At 70.1% G+C, this 24,410-nt stretch carries 20 protein-coding genes; 19 read left to right on the top strand and 1 reads right to left on the bottom strand.

The genetic code is table 11. The features are described from left to right. Positions 1-61 precede the first annotated feature (61 nt). From ACMXN5_RS01515 to ACMXN5_RS01550, 8 genes are all read left to right on the top strand, one after another. Positions 62-5,473 carry a type I polyketide synthase gene (locus ACMXN5_RS01515; RefSeq protein ID WP_439673628.1) on the top strand — a complete coding sequence of 1,804 codons (5,412 nt, stop codon included), beginning with the start codon at positions 62-64 and terminating at the stop codon, positions 5,471-5,473. Between the two features lies 1 nt (position 5,474). Further along, positions 5,475-6,455: a spirocyclase AveC family protein gene (locus tag ACMXN5_RS01520; RefSeq protein ID WP_439673629.1), complete on the top strand. Its 981-nt coding sequence runs from the start codon at positions 5,475-5,477 to the stop codon at positions 6,453-6,455. A 24-nt stretch (positions 6,456-6,479) separates the two neighbouring features. Further along, positions 6,480-7,880 carry an FAD-dependent oxidoreductase gene (locus ACMXN5_RS01525; protein ID WP_439673630.1) on the top strand — a complete coding sequence of 467 codons (1,401 nt, stop codon included), beginning with the start codon at positions 6,480-6,482 and terminating at the stop codon, positions 7,878-7,880. A 270-nt stretch (positions 7,881-8,150) separates the two neighbouring features. Beyond that, the gene (locus ACMXN5_RS01530) at positions 8,151-8,594 is read left to right on the top strand and encodes a hypothetical protein (RefSeq protein ID WP_439673631.1); all 444 of its coding nucleotides are present in this window, start codon (positions 8,151-8,153) and stop codon (positions 8,592-8,594) included. Positions 8,595-9,049: 455 nt separating this feature from the next. After that, positions 9,050-9,493 (top strand): DUF6325 family protein, encoded by a 444-nt coding sequence (locus tag ACMXN5_RS01535; RefSeq protein WP_439673632.1) that lies wholly within the window; start codon positions 9,050-9,052, stop codon positions 9,491-9,493. A 44-nt stretch (positions 9,494-9,537) separates the two neighbouring features. After that, positions 9,538-9,822, top strand: coding sequence for an SHOCT domain-containing protein (locus tag ACMXN5_RS01540; protein WP_439673633.1), 285 nt, complete (start codon positions 9,538-9,540; stop codon positions 9,820-9,822). A 283-nt stretch (positions 9,823-10,105) separates the two neighbouring features. Further along, on the top strand, positions 10,106-11,350 hold the full coding sequence (locus ACMXN5_RS01545) for a hypothetical protein (RefSeq protein WP_439673634.1): 1,245 nt from the start codon (positions 10,106-10,108) through the stop codon (positions 11,348-11,350). A gap of 412 nt (positions 11,351-11,762) precedes the next feature. Next, a complete protein-coding gene (locus ACMXN5_RS01550) occupies positions 11,763-12,146 on the top strand; it encodes an SHOCT domain-containing protein (RefSeq protein ID WP_395796591.1) in 384 nt (127 codons plus the stop codon). Between the two features lie 57 nt (positions 12,147-12,203). Here the strand turns inward: ACMXN5_RS01550 and ACMXN5_RS01555 are convergent, their stop codons facing one another. After that, a complete protein-coding gene (locus ACMXN5_RS01555; RefSeq protein WP_439673635.1) occupies positions 12,204-13,820 on the bottom strand; it encodes an MFS transporter in 1,617 nt (538 codons plus the stop codon). Between the two features lie 160 nt (positions 13,821-13,980). On the opposite strand from ACMXN5_RS01555, the gene ACMXN5_RS01560 reads away from it, so the two are divergent. The 11 genes from ACMXN5_RS01560 (at position 13,981) to ACMXN5_RS01610 (ending at position 24,312) form a co-directional block, all read left to right on the top strand. Next, positions 13,981-14,646: a GAP family protein gene (locus ACMXN5_RS01560; protein ID WP_439673636.1), complete on the top strand. Its 666-nt coding sequence runs from the start codon at positions 13,981-13,983 to the stop codon at positions 14,644-14,646. Positions 14,647-14,832: 186 nt separating this feature from the next. Then, on the top strand, positions 14,833-15,249 hold the full coding sequence (locus ACMXN5_RS01565; protein WP_439673637.1) for a DUF7144 family membrane protein: 417 nt from the start codon (positions 14,833-14,835) through the stop codon (positions 15,247-15,249). A 193-nt stretch (positions 15,250-15,442) separates the two neighbouring features. Beyond that, positions 15,443-16,846: a diacylglycerol/lipid kinase family protein gene (locus ACMXN5_RS01570; RefSeq protein ID WP_439673638.1), complete on the top strand. Its 1,404-nt coding sequence runs from the start codon at positions 15,443-15,445 to the stop codon at positions 16,844-16,846. A gap of 636 nt (positions 16,847-17,482) precedes the next feature. After that, on the top strand, positions 17,483-18,856 hold the full coding sequence (locus tag ACMXN5_RS01575; RefSeq protein ID WP_439673639.1) for an MBL fold metallo-hydrolase: 1,374 nt from the start codon (positions 17,483-17,485) through the stop codon (positions 18,854-18,856). A gap of 41 nt (positions 18,857-18,897) precedes the next feature. Next, complete coding sequence (locus ACMXN5_RS01580) at positions 18,898-19,257, top strand: rhodanese-like domain-containing protein (RefSeq protein ID WP_439673640.1); 360 nt, start codon at positions 18,898-18,900, stop codon at positions 19,255-19,257. Next, positions 19,254-20,000, top strand: a complete 747-nt coding sequence (locus tag ACMXN5_RS01585; protein ID WP_439673641.1) for a sulfite exporter TauE/SafE family protein — start codon at positions 19,254-19,256, stop codon at positions 19,998-20,000. Before ACMXN5_RS01580 ends, ACMXN5_RS01585 begins: the two co-directional genes overlap by 4 nt. 98 nt (positions 20,001-20,098) lie before the next feature. Then, complete coding sequence (locus tag ACMXN5_RS01590) at positions 20,099-20,686, top strand: rhodanese-like domain-containing protein (RefSeq protein ID WP_439673642.1); 588 nt, start codon at positions 20,099-20,101, stop codon at positions 20,684-20,686. A gap of 49 nt (positions 20,687-20,735) precedes the next feature. Continuing rightward, on the top strand, positions 20,736-21,002 hold the full coding sequence (locus tag ACMXN5_RS01595) for a metal-sensitive transcriptional regulator (protein WP_369478443.1): 267 nt from the start codon (positions 20,736-20,738) through the stop codon (positions 21,000-21,002). 354 nt (positions 21,003-21,356) lie between these two features. Next, positions 21,357-23,081, top strand: a complete 1,725-nt coding sequence (locus tag ACMXN5_RS01600; RefSeq protein ID WP_439673643.1) for a hypothetical protein — start codon at positions 21,357-21,359, stop codon at positions 23,079-23,081. A 53-nt stretch (positions 23,082-23,134) separates the two neighbouring features. Then, a complete protein-coding gene (locus ACMXN5_RS01605; protein ID WP_439673644.1) occupies positions 23,135-23,521 on the top strand; it encodes a hypothetical protein in 387 nt (128 codons plus the stop codon). A 65-nt stretch (positions 23,522-23,586) separates the two neighbouring features. Continuing rightward, entirely contained in the window at positions 23,587-24,312 is a 726-nt protein-coding gene (locus ACMXN5_RS01610; RefSeq protein ID WP_439673645.1) for a hypothetical protein, read from the top strand. The last annotated feature ends 98 nt before the right edge of the window (positions 24,313-24,410 follow it).

Below are 24,410 nucleotides of genomic sequence, written 5' to 3' on the forward strand. Positions count from 1 at the left end.
CAGCCGCAACGACGGGGCCGCTCCGGCTGGTCGCCTCACGCGGCGGCCCGTCGGAGTCGGCATGTGTACCGCGTGCCGCACGACCGCACCAGTGCCCCCATGGGCGTGCCCGCCGACCGCGGACGTCATCAGAGTCTCGAGCCCATCGATACACCGCGCCCTGTCGAGACCACGGCCGGTGCGGTACCGATTCGTCCACGGCCCGAAGACTGCCGCTGCGCCGAATAGGGGGCTTGCCGTGTCCGCCCGCAACGAAACGTCCATCGCCATCGTCGGGATCGGCTGCCGGTTCCCCGGCGGTGTGACAAGTCCGGGCGGGTTATGGCGGTTGGCGGCCCAGGGACGCTCGACGGTGGGCCCGGTGCCGGCCGATCGGTGGGATGCCGCCCGCCTGGCCGGGGTGCACGACCCGGAGCTCGCGGTGCGGGCCGGGTACGGCTGCTTCCTCGATGGCGATGTGTGGGCCTGGGATCCGCAGGCGCTGTCGGTGGCTCCGGTGGAGCAGGCGTGGGTGGATCCGCAGTTTCGGGTGCTGACGGAGGTGGCCTGGGAGGCGGTGGAGCACGCCGGGATCCCCGTGGGACGACTTCGCGGCTCGCGGACCGGCGTCTACATGGGTACGTATGCCCCGGACAACCTGTTCCGGGAGGCCCAGCCGGTCGAGGACGCGCCCAACAGCCCTTATTTATTCGGCAACTTCACGGCGAGCGCGGCCGGTCGGGTGGCGTTCGCGATGGACCTGCGCGGTCCGGTGATGGTGGTCAGTACTCATTGCTCCTCCGGGTTGGTCGCGTTGGACACCGCTTGCGGGGCGCTCACCCTGGGCGAGTGCGACACGGCCCTGGCCGGGGCGGTCCTCCTGATGCTGTCACCCGAGACGCACTACTACGAGGCTCCGCTGCTGCTGTCGGAGAGCGGGGCGTGCCATGCCTTCGACTCGCGTGCCGACGGTTACGTGCGGGGCGAGGGCGCGGGCGTGCTCGTCGTGAAGCGGCTGGCCGATGCCCGGCGGGACGGGGACCGGGTCCTGGCGGTGATCCGCGGTTCGGCGGTGAACAACGACGGCCAGGCGTCGCGGCTGACCGCGCCGTCGACACGGATGCAACAGCGGCTGTTCCACGAGGCGGTCGCCAAGGCCGGGATCGACCCGGGCGCGGTGGGCCTCGTGGAGGCGCACGGCCCGGGCACGGCGGTGGGCGACCCGATCGAATACACCTCCATCGACGCGGTCTACGGACGCGGCCGGGGCCGGTGCGCCCTGGGGTCGATCAAGACGAACATCGGGCACTCGGAACCGGTGTCCGGCATCGCCGGAATGATCAAAGCCGTGGAGTGCCTGCGTCGCGGCTCCATCGCTCCCAACGCCGGCTTCACGGTGTGGAACCCCGCCATCACGCGCGCGGAGGCGTCCCGGCTCTTCGTTCCTACGGAACTCACCACGTGGCCGGTGGACGGCGCGGCGCGACTGGCGGCCGTCTGCTCCTACGGGGTGACCGGCACCAACGCCCACGTGGTCCTGGAATCCGCCCCCACGCCACGTGCCCGGCCCCGCCGGGCCCGGCAACCCGGGGGCAGGGCTCGGCTGTTCACCCTGTCGGCGAGTTCCCCCGAATCCCTGTCCCTGGCGGCCTCGCGCCTCGCGCACTGGGCCGAGGGGCCGGGCTCGGCGGTGGCGCTGTCGGACGTGGCGCACACGCTGGCCCAGCGCCGCTCGCACGCCGACCACCGACTGGCCATCGTCGCCCGGAATCGCCGCCAACTCGTCGGCCGGGCACGTGCTTTCGCGGTACAGGAGTCGGCCGATGGTGTGGTGTCCGGCACGCCGCTGCTGCCGCCCGAGCACCCGGGCGCGGTGTTCGTGTTCACCGGCCAGGGGTCCCAGCGACCCGGCATGTGCCGGGGCCTGCTCGCGGAGGAGCCGGTGTTCGCCGCAGCCGTCGAGGAGTTGGAGCCGCTGATTCGTACCGAAGCCGGGTTCTCTCTGCGGGAGATGATCGAACACCCCGGTCACATGGTCGGGCTCGACCGTATTCAACCCACTTTATTCGGTGTCCAGGTGGCGCTCGCCGCCGTCTGGCGCTCGTGGGGCGTCCGGCCCGCCGCGGTCGTAGGGCAGTCGCTGGGTGAAGTCGCCGCGGTGGTGGTGGCGGGTGGTCTGGGCTTGGCGGACGGAGTGAAGGTGATCTGCCGCCGCTCCGCGCTGCTCGCCACGATCTCCGGTGGTGCGATGGCCTCGGTGATGCTCGACGCCGCCCGGGTGCAGGCGACCATCGAGGCCGCCGGAGCGGACGGCGTGACCCTCGGCGTCCTCACCTCGCCCGGCATCACCGTCGTGTCGGGCGACGCCACACAGATCGCCGCGCTGGTCCGGCGGTGGACGGCGGAGGGGGTGGTGGCGAAGACGATCGACGTCGAAGTGGCCTCGCACTCCCCGCAGGTCGACCCCATACTCGCCCGGCTGCACACCGCCCTGGCCGATGTGCCCGAGGCGCATCCCGGCATCCCGTTCTACTCCACCGTCTCGCCCGACCCCCTGCGGCCGGGGCCGCTGGACGGGGCGTACTGGGTACGCAACCAACGCGACCCGGTCCGGTTCCACACGGCGATCTCCGCCATGCTCGCCGCAGGACACCGACTGTTCGTCGAGTGCACCGCCCACCCGCTGGCGGTACGCCCGATTCTGGATATCACCCGGCACGACGCCGTCCCCGACACCGTAGCCGTCGGCAGTCTGCGGCAGGACACGGACGACTCCGAGGCGTTCCTGACCCACCTCGGCACGCTCCATGCGGCCGGATACGACGGCATCGACTTCGCGTCCCGCTACGGCGACGGGCAGCTGTGCGACGTCCCGGTCACCGCCTGGCACCGCTCCCGCCACGGCGGCGGCGAACCGACCCACCGCGTGATCGCCCGCGCTCTGCCGGGCGCCACTCAGCATCCGCTGCTCGGCGGCCACGTCCACGATCCCGACAGCCCGGGGCGTCACCTGTGGCAAACGCCCGTCGGCCCGCGGCTGTTGCCCTGGCTCGCCGACCACGCGGTGGCCGGCGTGCCGGTGCTTCCCGGCACCGCGGTGGTGGAGATGATGCTGGCCGCCGCCGCGCGTGTGTTCGATGTCGAGCGCGTCGCCGCCTCGGAGATCAGTGTGCTCAACCCCCTCGTCCTCGACCCCGAACCGCGGGTCACCACCCGACTGGTGCGCGACGGCGACATCGCCCACATCGAGATCGTGACCGCCGGCGCTGCGGGCATCACCGTGCATGCCCACGGCACCGTGCGACCGTTGGGTCCCGATCGTCCCGAACCGCTCGCCCCCGCCGACCTGGCCCCGGCGGGCCTGCGGGATCACGACATCGCGGCCCTGCACCGCACATTCCGCGACCGGCACGACGTCTTCCACGGCCCCGCCTTCACCGCCCTGGACCGCATCCGGGTCCATCCCACCGAAGATCGCGCTCTGGGCATCCTGCACACTCACGACGCCGCCCGGGTCTCCGCCTGGACCATGTCCCTGCACCCCGCCCTCGCCGACCAGGTGGTACAAACCGCGGTGGCGGTATGGCTCGCCCACCACACCCTCACTCCCGGTCCGGTGGTCGTCACGGGATTCGACGAGGTGCGCGTCCACGCGCCTACCGCCCATGTCCGCGCGGCCCTGGTCGAACTCCACGAGGCCGACGATCTGGGCTGCACGGCATCGGCCCGGCTGACCACCGCCGACGGCACCGTCGTTGCCGAGATCCGCGGACTGCGCGTCGCCAACATCACCCCGCCGACCGAGCGGTTCGCCGCCCGACTGAGCCACCACGAGTGGGTCGCGGCCCCGGTATCCGAAGCACGTCCTCGGAATTCGGACGGCAGGTGGACCGTCCTCACCACCGGCGACGACGCGTGGGCCCGCGCCCTCGCCGGGGAACTCGGGAGACAAACGGCCGGCTGCCGAATCCTGCCGCCGGACTCCGTCCTCGGCGCGGCGTCCGCGCCGGCTCCCGGCACGGGAGTCGTACTCACGCTCGGCGACGCGCACCCCGGTGAGACACCCGGCGAGTCCGCCCTCAGGGCCGTCCACCGGGTCGTCACCCTCGTGCGGCACCTGGCCGAGCAGGACCGGCCACCCCGGTTGTGGGTCCTGAACCGTTCGGACCAGGCACGGTTGACCGCTGCGGCCGTCCGCGCACTGCTGCGATCCGTGGCGTACGAGCATCCGGAACTCCGGGCCGCCACCCTGGAGTTCACGCCCGACGACAACCCGTACCCGGGCATCGTGAGCGAACTGCTGGACGACCGGCAACCGCTCACCGAGATCGCGCTGCTGCCGGACGGGCGTCACGTCGCCGGGATCCTCACCGGCCCCGGCGACCCGACCCGGGAACCCGCGGAGCCGGTACGGCCGGGCGCCGCCTACCTCGTCACCGGCGGCCTCGGTGGCCTGGGGCTGCTCACCGTCGAATGGCTCGCTCTGCGCGGCGCGGGCCGGATCGTCGTCAACGCACGCTCCGCGCCCAGCGCGCAAATCGAGGCTCGACTGCGCGCCCTGCGCGACGCGGGTACCGGTATCGAAGTCGTGCGCGGCGACATCGGCGACCCGGCCGTCGCGGCGCGGGCAGTCGCGGCGACCGGCAAGGAGGGCCACACGCTGCGCGGGCTCTTCCACGCGGCCGGGGTCGTGGAGGACGCCACCGTCGCCAACCTCGACGACGCCCTCCTGGAACGGGTCTGGCGCGGAAAAGCCGCAGGTGCCTGGGCCCTTCACCAGGCCACCGCCCACAACGACCTCGACCACTTCGTCCTCTACTCCTCCATCGCCTCCCTCATCGGCTCCCCGGGACAGGCCGCCTACGCCGCCGCCAACGGCTTCCTCGACGGCCTGGTGGCATACCGCCTCGACCGGGGGCTGCCCGCCACCGGCATCCACTGGGGTGCCTGGAGCGAGGTCGGCCGCGGACGGCACCTGGCCGACCGGGGGTTCCTCACCATCAGCCCCGCCGACGGCATCGACGCGCTCGAGCGCATCCTGACCGCCGGTCACCGGCAACCGGCCTACTCTCCCGTGGACACCGCCCGGTGGATCGCGCCCTACCCGAGCCTGCGTACGTCCACCCTGCTCGCCCCGCTGCTCACCGCCAAGGAAACCGAGGGGGCCGGGGAGGCCGGGGAAGAGGAGACCGCGGTGCGCAACCGACTCCTGGCCGCCGACGGGATGCCACAACGCCGGGCGATCCTCCAGGAGTTCGTCATCGAGACCGTGCGCGACCTGCTCGGTGGCAGCACCCGCCATATCGGCCCGCACACCAGCATGGTCATCCTCGGACTCGACTCCCTCGGCGCGGTCCAACTCCAGCAGCGTCTCCAGCGCGCCTTGCGCACGGAGCTGAAACCCGGGGTGATCTGGGTCAAGCCCACCCCCGCCACCCTCGCCGACCGACTGCTCGACGCCATGGGCCTCGACATCGGCGAACAGGATCACTGACATGACGGAACAGTCGGCACGGGCCGCCTCCGGCTCCGCGACCCCGGGCAACGGCCGGGTCCCGGCCGCGGGTCGCCGGCGCGGCCCGGTGGTGTATTGGGGCGCCTTCGGCCTGGCCTGTCTGATCCTGCAGGGCGTGGTCTTCACCCGCTGGATCGTCGGTGGCGACGCGCACGCCCACTCCTCGGGCGACTACACCATCCCCCACACGATGAAGGTCGTCACTCACATCGGGCAGGTCGGGGCCGGGCTGCTCTTCCTCGTGCTGGCCGCGGTGTGTCGGCGGGAGTGCCGTGCCCAAGGCCGCATCACCCTGAACACCGCGGTGTTCATCGGATTCTGCTTCTCCTTCTGGAGCAACCCCTACGTCAGCCAGTTCCGCTACGCGGCCGGAAACAACCGCTACGACCTCAACGTGGACACCTGGGGGCCGTATCTGCCCGGATGGCGAGGAGACACCCCCGCCGTCGAGTCCTTCCTCATGGAGATCGCCTATCCGGTGATGCTGCTGTGGATCATCATCGCGTTGACCGTCGTTCGGCTGTGTGCCGCCCGACGGCCGCTTTGGAGCCGACGTCGCACGCTCGCGCTGACGATCGTCGTCATGTTGGTGTGCGAGCCCCTCCTGACCGGCGCCTACCAGCGGCTCGGCGGGTTCGCCTACCCGCGTGCCCTGCCCGGCAACCTCACCTTCTTCGAGGGGCAGTGGTACCAACTACCCATCACCTCCACGCTCGCCGTGGTCGGCTTCTTCATCGTGCCGGTCCTGGCCATGGCCGTGCACGCCGAACCCGGCCGTGAAGCCCACCTCTTCCGCGGCACCGACCGACTGCCCCGGTGGACCCGTCCGTGGAGCCGACTGCTCGCCGGCATCGGATTCATGAACGTCTGCACCCTGGGGTTCCAGGTCACCATGGCCCTCGCCTCGCTGATCAGCCACCCCATCGACCTGCCGAGTTGGTGGGACCGGCCCACCGGCTGACTTCCCCCCTCGGGAGCCGCGCACATGAAACCTGTGAGCCGACGCCATCTCGACCATCCACCGGGGCGAGAGCACGCCGTCGTCATCGGCGCCGGCATCGCGGGGCTGCTCTGCGCACACGTGCTCGGCGACGCGTTCACCCACGTCACGATCATCGAACGCGACCGTCTCACCCCCGAGCCCCGCCCGCGCAAGGGAGTGCCGCAGGGACGCCACGCACACGCGTTGCAGGCCCGCGGCCACCAGTCCCTGGAACGGTTGCTGCCCGGCATCGGGGACGAACTGGCCGCGACCGGCGCGCCGTCGGCGGACTTCTGCCTGGACGGACGCCTGCACTTCCCCTACGGCTCGCCACCACCGCTACGCTCCGACATCCACATCCGGATGGTCAGCCGCCCGCTGCTGGAAACGCTCATCCGCGCACGGGTCCTGAGTGTCCTCCGGGTACACATCCGCGACGGATGCACCGCCACCGGCCTGACCCTGAGCGATGATCGCCGGCGCATCACCGGAGTGCGGCTGCGACAGTCCACGGCAGGCCGCACGTCCGCCACGGAGACACTTCGGGCCGACCTGGTCGCCGATGCCACCGGCCGAGGCTCGCACCTGCCCGGCTGGCTCACCGACCTCGGCCTTCCCCGGGTTCGCGAGAGCACCGTCGACGCCCGCGTGGGCTACGCCTCCCGCACCTACCGCGCGGCCCCGGCACTCCGCGGCGACTGGCTCGCCCTGTTCGAACTCCCGCACGCCCCGCTCTTCTCTCGTGGCGCCTTCGCCCTCAGAACCGAGGGCGGCCGGCTCATGGTGAGCCTGCAGGGCGCAGCAGGCGACCACCCGCCCGGCGACGAAGGCGGGTTCGAGGCATTCGCGAAATCCCTCGCCGGCGGCCTGTACGAGACCATGCGGAGATCAGAGCCGGTCACCCCGGTGGTGCGATACGCCCACACGGCCAACCGGCGCCGCCACCTCCACCGCCTTGCACCCTGGCCCGACGGGTTGATCGCGCTCGGCGACGCCGTCTGCGCGTTCAACCCCATCTATGCCCAGGGCATGACGGTCGCGGCCCTGGAAGCCCTCGTCCTGCGCGACATGCTCACTACACGAGGAGGCCGACTCGACGGCATGGCCGCCGAGTTCCAACGGCGTTCGGCCCGTGTGGTCAGCCGGCCCTGGGCCCTTGCGACCCTGTCCGACCGTGCCTGGCAGGACCAACGGCCACCCGTGCTCGTCCGCCTGGGCGTGTGGTACTTGGAGCAGTGGTATAAACGCGTCCCCACGGATCCGCGCATGTTCTACGACATTGCCCGCGTCACCAACATGACCGGCAATCCCTTGCTCCTCATTCATCCACGGCACGTCACCCACATCGCGATCAACGCACTCCATCAGTCACGCCGTTCGTCCCACACGAAACCGTCACGGTAGATCGGCCCGGTCGAGGTCCGCTCTCGCCGAGGTCTCTTGATGGGAGCAGCACGCGGCTCGCCGAGCTGCGGATCACCCTCCGCCGGTCGCGGTCTCCACGACATGATCACGCATCAACCCACCACTCGGACCACCGCTCGGCCGCGACGGTGACAGGCGCCGTTCGCTTCCGCCTTCTACTGTGAAGTCATGGCCCGCCCCCACGAACCGTCCGCGAGATCGCGAGGCTCAGGCGCGACGCGCACGTCCCGGACCGACTACGCCGGCGCCGTGTACGGATCCCTGCTCGCGGCCTCCGTGGTGGCCACCGCCGGGACCCTGGGCCCCTATCCACGACTGCAACTCAGCCTCCTGCTCATCATCACCGGTCTCGTCTTCTGGGCCGCCCACGTCTACGCGCGCCTGGCCGGCGAACGACTCCACGGCCCACGACCCGACTTGGTCGAAGTGCGCCGCGTCGCACGCCACGAGCGGTCCATCGTCGAAGCAGCCGTGATCCCCGCCGCGGTTGTGGCCGGGAGCCCCCTGCTCGGCCTCGGCCTCGGCGCCACCGCGTGGCTTGCCCTCGGTATCGCCGTGACGCAGCAGGTCGTCTGGGCTTCCCTCGGCGCCGTCGCCGCCGGCGCCCGCCGTATGCAGGTGGTCGCCGAGGGGGTCGTGAACCTCCTCCTCGGCCTGATCATCGTTGCCGCGAAGGCGGCGTTGGGCCACTGACCGCGCCCCCGCGAGGAAGGCCCCGCCAACCGGCAAGGACCCGGCGCTTGCGGCCACGGCGGCCATCCCCGGGCCTGTTCGGCCCCGAAGACGTGGAACGGCGAAACCGGCGGGCTTGCCCCATCGGCGCTTCGAGCACCGAGGCGGTGGTTTCCTCGCATGGAGCACCGACGCCGCACCGACCTTCGGATTCCCTCGTTCGGCTCCGGAGCAGCCTGTCACCGGGCACATCGGCTTGCCTGGGGTTCGCCTCCCTCGACGCCGACGCGGCGAGGATCGTCCCGGCCGGGGGAGTCGAACGTGAGCCGAGATGCGTGGCCGGCCGTCCGCTGCTGAAATGACGAAGGCGACGGTCACTGTCGGTACCGGCGCCGTCGCACACCGCGAAGGCGCGGGGGTGTGGGGGTGGACCCCACCCGACACACGTCGACGACCCGACCGGACAAGGAGCCGACATGAGTAACGAACCCTACGAGCCCGGCCCGATCGACTACCTGGTGATCGAGTTTCCCGGAAGTCGGATGACCGGCGAGGGACTGCCCCTCCTGATCGATCTGGTCGACCGTGGCATCATCCGGGTGCTGGATCTGCTCTTCGTCCGCAAGAACGCGGACGGATCGGTCCGAGGAGTCGAACTCGCCGACCTGACCGGCGACGACAACCTCGACCTCGCCGTCTTCGAGGGATCCTCCTCGGGACTGCTCGGCCAGGACGAGATCGACGACGCGAGCAAGGTACTGGAGCCCGGCAGCGCGGCGGCCGTCCTCGTCTACGAGAACGTGTGGGCGGGCCCGCTCGCAGCGGCCCTGCGACGTGGCGGAGCCCGGCTCGTCGCCAATGGACGTATCCCGGTCCAGGAAATCCTGGCCTCGCTCGACGCCGCCGAGAGCACGGCCTGAGTCGCTTTCGAAGGCCGTTCCCACCCCAGCAGAGGAGACAGATCATGCCAGGGCTTCTTCGCGGCATCGCCCGCACCGCCGTCGTCGCCGGAACCGCCACCGCGGTCTCCAACCGAGTCTCCCGGCGCCAGGCCGGCCGCTGGGCCCAACAGGAACCGCAGCAACCGGCAACCGGACCCGCCTACGCCGCCGAACCCGCACCATCCGCACCGGCGGACGACATGAGCAGCAAGCTCGCCCAGCTCAAGGAGTTGGGTGAACTGAAGCAACAAGGCGTGCTCAGTGAAAGCGAGTTCGAGACCCAAAAGGCCGCGATCCTCGGCTCCTGACTCGCTCGACACGAGTCGTCACGCGCGCCCGATCCCCCGTCCCGCGCGGAAGACACCTCAACAGGCGAACCCTGCCCGAAGGCTCGGCCTCCGACCATCCCGGTAGGCGTAACTCAACGTGCGCGATCCCACACGCCTCGCGCATATTCGACTTGTATGGCAATCCTTCCACCGTCGCCCGGAGAGTGGTATGAGCACGCCGTCGGAGCCGCCCAACACCGGGTCTGCCCGGGTCGTCCGCACGCCGGTCCATCATCGGGGCTCGCGCGCGGGGCGAATCGTGATGAGCATCCTTTCGACCGTGTTGATCACACTCACCTGCGTCCTGGTGCCACTCTCCCTGATCACAGTGTGGGTGCACGACATCGTGCTGGACACCGGCAGGTACGTCGAGACGATCGCCCCCCTCGCGTCGAACCCGGCGATCGAATCCGCCGTGGCCGAAAGGATCACCAAGGCGGTCGACGTTCGGGTCGACGGCAAAGAGGTCACCGCGGACCTCGCGGCCTGGTTGGAGTCCCAGGGGTTGCCGCCTCGAGTGGGCAACGCCGTGAAGTCACTGGCACCGCAGTTGGACGACGCCGCAACCCAGGCCGCCCACAAGGCGGCGACCCGCTTCACCCAAAGCGACAGGTTCGAGACGGTCTGGAAGAACGCCAACCGAACCGCCCATTCGGCGCTCGACCACGCGCTCACCGGCAAGGGCCGGGGCGCGGTCGGGGTCGACGGAGGTACCGTCACCCTCGATGTCGGCGCCGCGGTGGACGCGGTCAAGCAAGATCTCGTCAACGCCGGGGTCAGCCCCGCGGACAAGATTCCCGACGTCGACAAGCAGATGGTGCTCATCCAGTCCGACAAACTGCGGAAGTTCAAGAAAGCGGCACACGCACTCGACGTGCTCGGCAACTGGTTGCCCATCATCGCCGTTCTGCTCGGCGCGATCGGGGTATTCCTGGCGCGGCGTCGCCGCCGGGCCCTGGTCACCACCGCCCTGGGCGTCGCCTTCGGCTGCCTGGTCGTGGCCATCGCCCTGGCGATCGCGCGGCGCTTCTATCTGGATCACCTGCCCGCCCAGGTACAGTCCCCCGCCGCCGCCTCGGCGATCTTCGACACGCTGCTGCGCTTTTTGAAGAACAGCGTCCGCACCGGGATCGTCCTGGGCCTGGTCGTCGCCCTCGGCGCCTACCTGTCCGGGACGGGCCGACTGCCGCGGGCCCTGCGCGGATCGATGGAGCGCGCGGCCGACTCCGTCGCGCGGTGGGCCGACACGCACGGGCTGCACACCGGAAAGACCGGCACCTGGGTGGCCGCCCACCGGCGGTGGCTCGCCATCGGCGCGCTCCTCGTCATCGCCCTGTGGTTCGCCCTGTGGAATCGCCCGACCGCGTGGACGATCCTGCTGCTCGTGGCCGTACTTCTCGCCCTGCTCGCGATCATCGCGCTGTTGGCCGCGACGGGACGAACGACGCTCTCGCGGACTCCCGCCCACAACGGGCGGCCGGGCCCGGTCGGTGGCGGAGTGCCGTGATCCCCCCGCCCGGAGCCGGTCCGGTCACGAGTGTGACGGCCCGTCGGGCAATTCGTCGGTGCGCGCCGCATGAGGCGATCGGGTGAGGTCCCGCCGTAAACTGGAGATCGGGCCACCATGACGGTGCGGACATCGGGTACAGCGCCGCCGGCCCGTTGCCGACACGCCGAGTAAGGCGCGGCTCCAAGGCGACATCCGGTGGCATGTCCCACGGATATCCGCCGCCGTGCCGGTGGGCGGTGGTCGCCGATCGCGACGCGTACACGTCCCGCGAGGGCATCGTGCCCCACCCCGTGTGAGCAGAGCACACTCCCAGCGCTCCGGGCCCACCCGCAACGGCGGGGTGGGCGGCGGCTCCGCCTTCCTGGACGGCCCCGCGGATACCGTCGGGATTGATCGAAGGAGATCGATCATGGACTACCCACTTCTCAACGCCTTTTGGACCATGCTCTGGTTCTTCTTGTGGATCCTCTGGATCATGCTCCTCTTCCACGTGTTCCGGGACATCATCCGCGATGACTCCCTCAGTGGATGGGGCAAGGCGGGCTGGCTGGTTCTGTGCGTGGTCCTGCCGTACCTCGGCGTCTTCGTGTACTTCATCGCGCGGGGGCGCGGCATGGGCGAACGCGACCGACGCAGGGTCGAACAGCAGCAGGAGGAGTTCCGCTCCTACGTGCGGGACGCAGCCGCCACGCCTGGCACGTCCGACGAACTGGCCCGCATCGCCCAGCTCAGGAACGACGGTGACATCACCGTCGATGAATACGAACGAGCCAAGGCCAAGATCCTGGCCTGAGATCGCGGTCCGGCGTCCGACACTGGATGAACACATCCGTGCGTTCGTCCGCTGTCGCTACGTCCGGGCCGAGCGGGGTTGGGTCGTGGGGATGCGTCCGGTGAAGAACAGGGCGAGGAGGGCGCCGAGGGCGAGGACGGCGAGGGCGGCCCGCAGGCCGTCGAGTCTGGCCGCGTCGTTCGCCTCGATGGCCGCGTGTTTCACCTCCGTGCTCGTGCCGGCTTTGTCGAGGGCGGAGGTGAGCTGCTCGTCCGACAGGAAGGGGACTCCGCCTTCGAGTTCCACGGTCGCGCGGCTCGCGACGGATGCCGGAATAGCCGGATTATGCTCGATGGCGCTCAGGAACGACGAGGTCATGGCGGCGATCAGGAGCGATCCCGCGAGCGCCGTCCCGATCGAGGCACCGAGGTTGGTGACCGCGTTCTGCACGCCGCCGACCTCCGCGCTCCGCTCGTCGGGGACCGCGGATACCGTGACCGAACCGAGCTGCGACGCCAACGCGCCCATACCGAGTCCGATCAACAGCAGGGGCACGGTGACGATCTCGGGGCCCGCGTCCGCGTCCAGCGCGGCCATCATGGCCACCGCCCCCGCGAGCAGCGCGAGGACGCCGAGTCGCACCACGCGCCGCGGCGAGACGTCCGGAAGGAACCGCGGGATCAGGATCGCGGCCGCCAGCAGCGTGAGCGAGAGCGGCAGGATACGGGCGCCGGTCGCCAACGCCGACAGGCCCAACGCGATCGACAGGTAGAGCGGAACGATGAAGAACACGCCCATCTGCACGAGGTACTGGAAGAAGAACATCGTCAGGCCGCCGGTGAGTTGCCGATTGCGCAGCATCATCGGGTCCACGAGCGGATCCCCGCCCCGGGCCGACAGGCGGGTCTCCCAGGAGAGGAAGAGCCTTACGAGGGCCACTCCGGACAACATCAGCCACACGACCAGCGACACCCCCAACCAGGCGGGCGCTTCGGGTTTCGGTCGAAACCACCCCCACTCGGCCGACTTGAGCACGCCGAACACGAAGACCCCGAGCCCACCGGCGGACAACACGGCGCCGACGACGTCCAGGCGCTCTCGCGCCGCGACGGGCGCGTCGGCGACCCGGGCCGCGAGTACCAGGATCACCGCCACGAGCAGGACTTCGCCGGCGAAGACCCAGCGCCAGGAGAAGTACGTAGTCGCCACGCCACCGATCAGCGGACCCGCCGCGATCGCCACCGCCCCCGCGGCGGCAACGAGCCCATATGCGGAAGGGCGACGCTCCGCCGGGAAGTTTCCCGCCACCAACGCCACGATCGCGGGCAGGATGAGCGCCGCACCGACTCCTTCCAACACCGCCCAACCGAGCAGCAACACCGGCAGATTCGGGGCCAGCGCGGTGGTCAACGAACCACACCCGTAGATGCCACAACCGATCATGAACGCACGCCGACGACCGATGAGCCCGCCGACCTTGCCCCCCGGAATCATGAGCATCGCCATCACGAGCGTGTAGGCCGTGATCGCGCCCTGGATCCCGGTCACCGTCGTGCCCACGTCCTCGGCCACCGTCGCGATCGACACGTTCATGACCGAACTGTCCAGGGCCATCAGAAACTGCCCCAGGACCAGCGGGACCAGCACCAGGCGTGTCCCTGTGGAGCGCACCGGCCTGCCCATCGCGGCTGTCATGACGACATGGTTCCAGCGCCCGACAAGAGCCCGGATCCGCCGCGCCGCAGCGTCAGCCGGATGGCGGGCACCGGCTCCGAAATGTTGTGTAGCGGGACCCGACGGGTGGTACCGAGGGCGGTGACACGCTCTCGCGCGACCCCGATCCACATTCACCCACATGGGGACAGCCATGGTCCTTGATCTCGTCCTCATCGGAACGGCCATCACCCTGGGACCGATGCACAACTCCGCGTTCATCCTGTTGTTGTCCGCGGACAGAGGGTTGTTGAAAGGGCTTGTGTTCACCCTGACCTGGCTCGTGGAACTCGTCGTGGTGGTCGCCGCGGTGTTGCTGTTGACCGGGGGCACTCCGCCTTCGAAACACAGTGCACCCTCGACGGCGGGTCTCGTGGTCAAGCTGACCGTGGGCATCGCGCTGGTGGTCTACGGCGAGCGCAAGCGACGCCGAGGCGCCACCCGCTCCCGAGGAAATCCGAGGTGGATGGCACGGCTGGATCGCGTTTCCGGATGGACCGCGGCCGGCCTCGCCATCCTGCTCCAACCGTGGGCGATGGTCGCCGCGGGTGGGGCCACCGTGATGAACGCGGACCTGTCCTCGGCCGCCACGTTCGTGGCCTTGATGAGCTACTTCCTGCTCGCCACGGCCACTTTGTTCGCGATGGAGTTGTACGCCACGTTCGCGCCGGCCCGGGCACACATCGAGCTCGATCGGCTACGCACGGCCCTCACCACCCACCAGGACCAGGCCATCGTCGTGTTGTCGCTGCTGCTGGGCCTGTGGTTGGCCGCCAAGAGCACGTACGAACTCGTCAAACTCTCGTAGAGATCGCCGCGTCGGCGCTTGTCCGCCTGTGGCGGCAACGATCCGGTGGCGCCTTTCGTACGCGAGAGAGACGGTGGAAACGTGACGGCCGCATTCGCGGCACACACGCATGCGGCCGTGATTCAGGGCGCCACGGCGCAGGCAGCGGCCGACGCCTCGAAAGCCGAAAGCCAAGGATGATCAGCGATGACCAATCACACAAGCACGCGACATCACACCTCACCATCCACTGCCGCAAGCGGATGGACGGTGTTCGCAGCCGTCATGATGATCGTCGGCGGGGTGTTGGCGGTATTCCAGGGGATCGCCGCCATCGCGAAAGACGACGTCATCCTCAGGACCCACAACTACACGTTCGGCTTCAGCGTCGCGGGTTGGGGCTGGATCCACCTGATCCTCGGGATCGTGGTCGCTCTCGCCGGCCTCGCGTTGTTCGCCAATGCGCTCTGGGCGCGCATGCTGGGCGTACTGCTGGCGGGGCTGAGCATGATCGCCAACTTCACCTGGCTGCCGCACTATCCGCTGTGGTCGACGATCCTCATCGCCATCGACATCGCCGTCATCTGGGCACTGTGCACGGGACCGGCCAAGAATCGGTATTGAACGTTCGTGGCAACGTCGAGGTGGCAGGAGACCGCGGTTCGACACCGGTCATCTGCCCTCTCCATCACACGAAACCCGCGACGAGCGTCCTTGGCACGGTCGGAAGACACCGTCACCCGGTCGGACGCGGTTCGACCGCACGGCCGACTTTTCCGTGGGCATCGGTCGGGCGGAGCAAGCCGGGAGGCACACCATGGGCCGGTACGCAACGGCCTCGTCACGGCGAGCGCGCGTCGATGGAGGCAGGGCCGCACGTCTTTTGGCGCGTCTGGCATTGCTCGCCGTCGTCGGCGTGGTGGTCGTCCTCGTGATCGCACTGCGCGAGGCCGGGTTCCTGATCGTGGGCGCGGCGTTTCTCGGCTTGGCGGCCTGCGCCGTCGGTCTGTGGTGGTTCCTCGCGCACCGGGGCGCGGTCCGGCTGGTCGGCGCACTGATCGCGGTGGGCGCGCCGGTGGCCGTCCTCGTGCTCTTCGCCTTCGACGGCCTGTGGTTCGACGCTCTGATCCTGGGCGCGTGTTGGGCCGGTACCGTGGCGTGCGCCCGGGCGGCCCTGCGCACGTCGGACCCGGATCGTGTGCAACCGGCCGCGCCTGCGGCCCGGCCCGCGAGGCCGTTCCTGATCATGAACCCGAAGTCCGGGGGAGGCAAGGTCGGCCGCTTCGGCCTCGTCGAACGGGCCGAGGAACTCGGCGCGCGGGTCGTTCTCCTCGACCCCTCCGCTCCCGCGGACGTCGCCGAACTGGCCCAGGAAGCCGTCGTCGACGGCGCGGACCTGCTGGGCGTGGCCGGTGGTGACGGCACCCAGGCGCTGGTGGCAGCGGTCGCCGCCGAACACGACGTGCCCTTCCTCGTCATCGCGGCCGGGACGCGCAACCATTTCGCGATGGACCTCGGGCTCGACCGCGCCGACCCGGGCCGGTGTCTGGACGCGCTCACCGATGGCGAGGAGTTGCACGTCGACCTGGGCGACGTCGCGGGCCGCGCCTTCGTCAACACGGTGTCCTTCGGTGCGTACGCCGACGTCGTGCAGCGCCCCGAGTATCGCGACGACAAGGCCGCGACGGCGCTCGGCCTCCTGCCGGACCTGTTGGTCGGTGATGGTGGCGTACGGCTCGACGCGCGCGTCGACGACACCGTCCTGACCGCGCAACAGGCCCTGCTGATCAGCAACAATCGGTACAACTCCCCCAGTGAGATGGCCGGCACCGGCCGACGCCCGCGCCTGGACGATGGCGAACTCGGCGTGCTGGGGATCCACGTTCGGGGCGCGGTCCCGGCCGCCGACCTGGTCGTACGCGGTGAGCGCTCCGAGGCGTTGACCGTGACGAGCGCCCACCGCGTCGAGGTCACCTCCGAGGCCACCGAGATTCCCGTCGCGGTCGACGGCGAGGCACTCCGAATGTGTACACCGGTCGTGTGCACCCTGCGTCCGGTCGCGCTACGCGTTCTCGTCCCGCGCGATCGCCCGGGCGTTCCCCGACCCAGCCGCCGCGTGGACTGGCGTCGCGTACTCGCTTTGGCCCTCCCCGCCCGACGCACACGCGCCGTCGGCCCCCGCAGTTCACGAGAGCGAGCGAGCAGGCCGCCCGCTTCGTGAAGCGGCGCCGTGCCCGCGGACCGGCCCGCGGGCGCCGCAATCCACCGACGATCACCGCGAGCCCGTAAACGACGATACGTCGTCGCGTTGTCACTCTCCGCTCATCAGGACGCTGACGTTCTGGTTGCGTCCAGCCGAGCACTCCCCGTGACGATCAGGCGAGCCGCTCGCACTCGTGTCGATGGCGAGGTTTTATCCGCATACCGTGGCGGCGGCACCGGGGGCGACCGAGTGGTGACGGAGGCACCCCACCGCAGGCGCGACGGTCTTCGATCCCCCGACCGGCGAGACGTCCCGGGCAACGTAGTTGGTCGAGCACCTCCGCGAAGAGTCGGGCGCGGCGAGCCTCGTCCTCGGCGTTGTGACGAAACAGCTCCGCAGCGGCACGGCCGCTCGCGGCCCTCGTTGTCGTCGTACCCGACCATGTGTGCGTAGCGGGTTGGTCACCGACTCGCTGACCACCGATTCGACGATGCCTGCCGCGCGCGTGAACACGGCTCATCCATATCCAAGCGCGGGTTGCCGCACGCCCTCGCGAGAGCGAGTTCTACTGCGTCCAAAAATACCCCCGGGGGTACTCGTGCTACGCTCGAAATATACCCCGGGGGGTAAATCTCAGCCGAAAGGGGCAAACGCGTGTTCTTCATCGACACCATCGAAACCGAGGGCCTGGGCAACCGCAGCTACCTGGCAGGCGGTGCGCGCAGTGCGGTGGTGGTGGACCCGCCCCGCGACGTCGACCGGGTCCTGGCGGCGGCTGCGGCGCGGGGGGTGCGGATCTCGCACGTGGCGGAGACGCACGTCCACAACGACTACGTGAGCGGCGGCCTGGACCTCGCGCGCCTGACCGGCGCCGTCTACCTCGTGCCCGCCGACGCCCGGGTCGCGTTCGCCCGTACTCCCGTCGCCGACGGTGACACCGTCGAGGTCGACGAGGACGTCACCTTGCGGGCGATGGCCACGCCCGGCCACACCCCCCATCACACGTCCTACGTCCTCGAGGAGCGGGGCGCGGTGGCGGCCGTGTTCACGGGAGGGTCGCTGCTGATCGGCTCGGTGGGCCGCCCCGACCTGGTCGAGCCTCGACTGACCGAAGCGCTGGCGCGCGCCCAGCACGCTTCCGCCCACCGGCTGGCGGCCGAACTCCCCGACGAGACGCCGATCCTGCCCACGCACGGCTTCGGCAGTTTCTGCTCCTCCTCCCAGTCCGAGGGCGACGCCACCACCATCGGCAAGGAGAAGAGCGGCAACGACGCCCTGGTCAAGGACGTCGACTCCTTCGTCGCCGAACTGCTCGTCGGCCTGGAGGACGTGCCCGCCTACTACACCCGCATGGGGCCGGCCAACGCCGAGGGCCCCGCGCCGGTGGACCTGACCGCGCCGCCGGTGGCCGATCCCTCCGACATCGCCGCACGGCTGGCAGCCGGGGAATGGGTGGTGGATCTGCGCAACCGGATCACGTTCGCCGAGGGCCACCTCGCGGGATCCGTCAACTTCGAGGCCGACGGGAAGATCGCCACCTACCTCGCCTGGATGATCCCCTGGGGCAAGCCCGTCACCCTCCTCGCCGAATCCCCCGCACAGCTCGCCGCGGCCCAGCGCGAACTGGTCCGCGTCGGCATCGATCGCCCGGCCGCCGCCGCCACCGGTGGCCCCCGCGACTGGATATCCGACGGCGCGAGCCCGCGTTCCTTCCCCCGCGCCACCTTCGCCGACCTCGCCGCCCACGATCCGCGCCCCGACGTCGTCCTCGACGTGCGCCGCGACTCCGAACGCGCCAAGGGCTGGATCACGGGCTCCGCGCACATCCCCATCCACCAGCTCCACCGGCGCCTGGACGAGGTCCCGTCCGGCACGGTGTGGGTGCACTGCGCCGGCGGGATGCGCGCGGCCATCGCGGCCTCCCTCCTGGACGCCGCCGGACGCGACGTCGTCGCCGTCGACGACACCTTCGACGCCGCCACCGAAGCCGGCCTCCCCCTCACCACCGGCACCGACACCGGTCGCTGAACCGCCCACAGCCCCACCCCCGAGACCGGAAGGACGACGGGATGTTCCTCTTCCGTCGCGGCACGGCCCGCGTCACTGCCACCAAGGCCCACGAGCGCATCACGTCCGGCGACGCCGTGCTCGTGGACGTACGCGAGCGGGCCGAATGGAACGCCGGGCACGCCCCCGGCGCCGTCCACGTCGCGCTCTCCCACCTCCTCGCCGGCCAGGACCTGCCCCCGGCCGCGAAGGGCCGCCCGTTGGTGGTGATCTGCCGGTCGGGTCACCGCTCCCGGCAGGCCGCCAAGCTCCTCTCCCGGCGCGGGGCCGACGCCGTCGACGTCAAGGGCGGAATGAACGCCTGGGCGTCGGCCGCGCTGCCGGTCGGGGACGGGCACGGAAGCCGCGGCCGAATAGCGTGAGCGCCCTCCTCCTCGCCCTCGCCGCCGGGGCCGTCGTCGGCCTGGCCCTCGGGGCGCTCGGAGGCGGCGGCAGCGTCCTGGCCGTCCCCGCCCTGATCTACCTCCTCGGCTTCACCCCGGCCGCGGCCACGACCGCCTCGCTGATCATCGTCACCGCCACCTCCGCGACCGCCCTCTACACCCACGCGACCTGCGGCAACGTCCGTTGGAAGACCGGCATCCTGTTCGCGGCCGCCGGCATCGGGCCCGCCATCGCCGCCGGTCTCCTCGCCGCCCGCCTGCCGGAAGCCGCCCTGACCGCGGCCTTCGCCGCGATAGCAGCCCTCGCCGCCGCGGCCATGCTCAAATCCCCCGCCACCGACCCGCCGTCGCAACCCGTCCGCCCCGCCCGGGCGGCCGGAGCCGGGGTCGGGCTCGGCACGGTCACCGGCTTCCTCGGCGTCGGCGGCGGCTTCCTCGCCGTCCCGGCACTCGTCTCCGTCCTGGGACTGCGGATGCGGGCCGCCGTGGGCACCAGCCTCCTGGTCATCACCGTCAACTCCCTCGCCGCGCTGACCGCCCGCGTCGGCACCCCCGCATCCCTGCACTGGGCGGTCATCGCTCCCTTCACCGGCGCCGCGATCCTCGGCGCCTGGGACGGCAAGCGCCTCGCCGGGAAAGTCTCCGGCCCCACGCTCCAGCGCACCTTCGCCGTCGTGCTCCTGGCCGTCGCCGCCCTCATGCTCGCCGACGCCCTCCACTGACACCACGGCCACGACCACGACCACGACCACAAGCAACCCCGGGGCACCGCGCTGCCCATATCCAGGCACCATCCGAAAAGAAGGACGGATCCCGCATCATGACCAACCCCCGCACCCTGGAAACCGACCAGGCCGGCAGCCGCCTGCACGAACTCGTCGTCCTCGACGTCCGCACGCCCGGCGAATACGCCACCGGCCACCTCCCCGGCGCCCTCAACATCCCGCTCGACCACCTGGACCGGGCCCTACCGGACATCCGCGACGCTGCCCGGCACGGCGACATCCTCATCGTCTGCGCCTCCGGCGCCCGCTCCGAGCACGCCTGCCACACTCTCGCCGCCCACGGCATCACCACCGCCACCCTCGCCGGCGGTACCGGAGCCTGGGTCGAACGCGGCAACGCCCTGCAACACCCCGAAGGCACGCGCCGCACCACGTGGAGCATGGAACGACAAGTCCGCTTCACCGCCGGCGCCGTCGTCCTGACCGGCCTCGCGCTCGGCCGCCTGCGACCCACCTTCCGCCTCGCCTCCGCCGGTATCGCCGGCGGCCTGGTCTTCTCCGCCCTCACCGACACCTGCGGCATGGCCGCCATCCTCGCCAAACTCCCCCACAACCGCCCCCACCAGGGCGACCTCGACCGCACCCTCGCCGCCCTCCGCGACCACCGGCCCTCCGAACACTGATACCCCCTGGGGTACCATGAAGCAGAGCACACAAGGCCAGGAGGCACCGGTGAAAGTCGACGACGACGCAGTCAACGCAGTCCTCAACCGCCTGCGGCGCGCCCAGGGACAACTCGCCGGCGTCATCGCCATGATCGAAGCCGGCCGCGACTGCAAGGACGTCGTCACCCAGCTCGCCGCCGTCTCCAAGGCCCTGGACCGCGCCGGCTTCAAAATCGTCGCCAGCGGCATGCGCCAGTGCATGAACAACGCCGACGAGAACCAGGCCCCCATGACCGAGGAAGAACTCGAGAAGCTCTTCCTCGCCCTCGCCTGACAACCGGCACCGCCACCCGAACGTCCCGGCCCCACACCAGCGGGCCGGGCCGTCGGCGCATCCGTGGTCTCCGCCTCGACGGGTTCCGACTCGTCGAACTCCCCTCGACTTGCCGGCACAAAAGCTGCTCGGCCACGACAACCGGCCGACGGGGTCTGCATTCTCGTTGCTCTTCCATTTTTTGTGCAGCCCCTTTGCGAGGAGCCAGGAGCGATCGAACGATAGCGAACCGGAAGGTCGGATTCTGTCTCCTGATGACGATTCTCATCGCTTCGACGAACATCCCGACTATTCCGTCCTCGCGCGCTCCATGCGAGTAATGTCGCGCCCAGGGGCATTCTCCGGATCCGGAGCATGGGGGGCAATGGGGTGCGCTGTAATTCGTGTGGTCACGAGAATCCCGAAGCAGCAGATTTCTGCGGTGGCTGCGGTGCACAGGTAAAGCGTGCGAACCCCGTGCCACCAGGGCCGTCGGCCCGAAGCGACACCGCGATCATGACTCCGTCCCTCGAGATATCCGCACAGCCGGCGGCCCCGCCGCCGTCGGCGCGGGTGGTCCACCACCGACCCCGAGGACCGGTAGGTGCACCGAACGCACCGAGTCCAACGGCGGACGAGGCGACGCGCTACCTGTGCGCGGCCGTTCATCTGGACAGCAAGCTGGCCGAGAAACTCGTCGAGGATGTCCTCGAGGAACCGCTCCGCGCGGTGGTGCGTTCCCCGGGCGTCGACCTCGTCGCGGTCATGAAGCACGCCATCGCCGCTCGCGCCCGGCATCTGACCCGGGACGCGGCCCTGGCCGTATTGCTGATCCTGGCCATCGTGAATTTCGTGAGCGTCGGAGCGCTCCCAGGCACCCTCGTGGTCATGGCGTCCTGGGTCGTGGTCGTCGCCGAGGCGTACGTCGCGCGCTGGGGAGCGCTTGCGCAAACGCTGCGGCGCGGAACGTTCGACGCTTCCCGAGCGCCCAATCCACAACTCCAGGTGACGCGGGACCAGATCGACCTGGTCGCCGTCTACGCGGCAGGCAACGTAAGCACCTACAGCGGATTCGACCCGTTCCTCGGCCACGGATGGACGCTGGACAGCTGGTCGTTCGCCCTGGACACGACGGTGGCGTGCGACGACGAACCCGTCGTCTCCTTCACGGCCTCCGAACTGCGCGAAAGGCTCACCTCCAGGATCGCGCTTCTCGACCTTCCCGGGCTGAGCGTCCATGACCGGCTGTTCATCAACGGTGCCGACATCCACCACGACAGCCGATTCCTGACCGGTCGGAACCCGCGCCCGGTCGACCGAGTCTCCGAAGCGGTCGTCGCGTACCTCACCGAGCATCCCGAGGACCGGGCCCGCCCCTATCTGGTGGTGGAGATCGTCGGCTGGGGCGGGCAGCTCGTGTACACGCTCTTCCTGCGGGTGACCGTCGGTTCCTCGCATCTGTTCGTCGAGGTGAACCACTCCCTGCTGCCACCTCTGCACTGGCGCTACTACGAGATCGACGACCTGCTGCTGCATCCCACGTTCGGAGAGTTCGCGCGGCTCGTCGTGGCCAGTGGATTCCGCTGGTTCGGCCTGGTGTTCCGCTGTATCCCGCGCACCCTCAAGCGGGTCTTCGCGGGCCCTCGACGGCGTTGGAAGCAGGCGCGCCAACGGCGGATGGTCGCCAGGCGCTTCACCTTCAACCACGGTGCCCTGCTGAGCATCCGGCAGGAAGCCAGCGACCTGCGCTCCCGTGTCCCGGACCGTTTTCCCTCGCTGGGCCCCGTCCTCGACCCGATGCTGAGCCCGGTCATTCGAACAATCCTCCGGCTCGGCCTCGACTCGAACGGCCTCCTGATCGGCTATCACCGATATTTCCAGAAACTTGATCAGGAAATGTATACGAAGGTCGTGGAAAAGAGGATTTTCGACTCCCTCGTCGACTTCCTCGAAGAAAAGAACATCGACCCCGCGGAACTCAAGCGGCGCGCCGAGACGATCGTCAACAACAGCCTCACGGTGGGCGCCGGAGCCACCGTCACCGGTTCGGCATTCAGCGTCGGCCGAGGAGCCTCGGCCACCTCGAACGGAAAACCCTAGAAACCGCCCCCCCGAGTCGGAACCAAATCCGACACGAAACGAACGGAATCGACATGAGCAAGGAAACAAACAAGGTCGACATCGGCGAGAACGCGAGCGTCAGCGAGTCCGCGATCGCCGTCGGCCACAAGGCCCGGGCGGAACAGACCACGGCCACCGGATCGGCCACCCCGTCGGCACCGCGAACCCCGGACGAACTGCTGGCCGCGGTCGACGAACTCATCGTCCGGATCCGGGCGACCGAAACCACACTGACCGACCGCGAACAGGCCCTCGCCGACGCCGAGGAACTGCGCCACGAACTCACCCTGACCCCACCGAGTCGCGTACGCCTGAAGCGAACCGCCACGTCCTTGCGCGACGCCGTGGGCGGCGCCACCGCGTTGAGCGGGGCAATCGCACTCGTCATCCAGGCGATCAACGCCCTGTTCGCGTCCTGACCGACCGCCGAGGGGCGAACTCCGCTTCCACGGCGCGGAATCGACTCCCCGAGAGGCGAGCCATCATGATCACGTGCGCCCACTGCGGGGCCGTCCTCTCGGCGGCGGCACTGCGCTTTTGCACCACGTGCGGCGGTGAGGTAGGCCCCTGGAACGCCGAAACGATCGCGCCCGCGAGCGCCCCCGCGGACATGGGGAGTCGGCGCGTCCTCATGGCAATCCTGACCACCCTCGGCGTGGCCACAATCGCGGTCACGATTCTTCTTCTCCGAGAGAGCGACTCCGGCTCCGACACCACCACCGCGGCAACCACGACCACCGAAGCCGCCATCGCCCCCGCAACTCGCACGCCGCTCCCGCCGACCCCGGTGTTCGTGCCAAGGACGGCAGCCGGCTCGTTCTCGACCGGCCCGTCCCCGGGCGCGTCGTTCCCACCAACGCGCCCGGCCCCGGCCGGCACAACCGCCCTCGCCCCGACGAGCACTCCGGCATCGAACCCGGCCACCGTCGTCGCCCGCTACTACGACGCGATCAACCGAGGCGACTACGCGACGGCCTGGACCCTCGGCGGCACCAACCTCGGATCGACCTACGCCACGTTCGTCGCCGGCTTCTCGGACACCGTGAGCGACAGGCTGACCATCGACTCCGTCAGCGGCGACACCGTGCAGGTACGAGTCGCCGCACAGCGCACCGACGGCAGCGTCCGCCTGTACGCGGGGTCGTACACCATACGAAACGGCACCATCACCAAGGGCACCCTGCGCGCAACCGGCACCACACCCCCGTGAACCCGCGCCGACCAGGACGAACTAGACGGTGGAGTACGGGAGTTCCAGTCGGCGGGTTCACGCTGCCGACAGGTCCGGGTCGGCGTGGCGGCGAAGGG

It is taken from the genome of Embleya australiensis, from assembly GCF_051903075.1.
Taxonomy (GTDB): Bacteria; Actinomycetota; Actinomycetes; order Streptomycetales; family Streptomycetaceae; genus Embleya.

Excerpts from the sequence above, each read along its gene's own strand:
- ACMXN5_RS01515 (WP_439673628.1), top strand. The coding sequence starts at position 62 with ATGTGTACCGCGTGCCGCACGACCGCACCAGTGCCCCCATGGGCGTGC.
- ACMXN5_RS01520 (WP_439673629.1), top strand. The coding sequence starts at position 5,475 with ATGACGGAACAGTCGGCACGGGCCGCCTCCGGCTCCGCGACCCCGGGC.
- ACMXN5_RS01525 (WP_439673630.1), top strand. The coding sequence starts at position 6,480 with ATGAAACCTGTGAGCCGACGCCATCTCGACCATCCACCGGGGCGAGAG.
- ACMXN5_RS01535 (WP_439673632.1), top strand. The coding sequence starts at position 9,050 with ATGAGTAACGAACCCTACGAGCCCGGCCCGATCGACTACCTGGTGATC.
- ACMXN5_RS01540 (WP_439673633.1), top strand. The coding sequence starts at position 9,538 with ATGCCAGGGCTTCTTCGCGGCATCGCCCGCACCGCCGTCGTCGCCGGA.
- ACMXN5_RS01545 (WP_439673634.1), top strand. The coding sequence starts at position 10,106 with ATGAGCATCCTTTCGACCGTGTTGATCACACTCACCTGCGTCCTGGTG.
- ACMXN5_RS01550 (WP_395796591.1), top strand. The coding sequence starts at position 11,763 with ATGGACTACCCACTTCTCAACGCCTTTTGGACCATGCTCTGGTTCTTC.
- ACMXN5_RS01555 (WP_439673635.1), bottom strand. The coding sequence starts at position 13,820 with ATGACAGCCGCGATGGGCAGGCCGGTGCGCTCCACAGGGACACGCCTG.
- ACMXN5_RS01560 (WP_439673636.1), top strand. The coding sequence starts at position 13,981 with ATGGGGACAGCCATGGTCCTTGATCTCGTCCTCATCGGAACGGCCATC.
- ACMXN5_RS01565 (WP_439673637.1), top strand. The coding sequence starts at position 14,833 with ATGACCAATCACACAAGCACGCGACATCACACCTCACCATCCACTGCC.
- ACMXN5_RS01570 (WP_439673638.1), top strand. The coding sequence starts at position 15,443 with ATGGGCCGGTACGCAACGGCCTCGTCACGGCGAGCGCGCGTCGATGGA.
- ACMXN5_RS01580 (WP_439673640.1), top strand. The coding sequence starts at position 18,898 with ATGTTCCTCTTCCGTCGCGGCACGGCCCGCGTCACTGCCACCAAGGCC.
- ACMXN5_RS01590 (WP_439673642.1), top strand. The coding sequence starts at position 20,099 with ATGACCAACCCCCGCACCCTGGAAACCGACCAGGCCGGCAGCCGCCTG.
- ACMXN5_RS01600 (WP_439673643.1), top strand. The coding sequence starts at position 21,357 with ATGGGGGGCAATGGGGTGCGCTGTAATTCGTGTGGTCACGAGAATCCC.
- ACMXN5_RS01605 (WP_439673644.1), top strand. The coding sequence starts at position 23,135 with ATGAGCAAGGAAACAAACAAGGTCGACATCGGCGAGAACGCGAGCGTC.
- ACMXN5_RS01610 (WP_439673645.1), top strand. The coding sequence starts at position 23,587 with ATGATCACGTGCGCCCACTGCGGGGCCGTCCTCTCGGCGGCGGCACTG.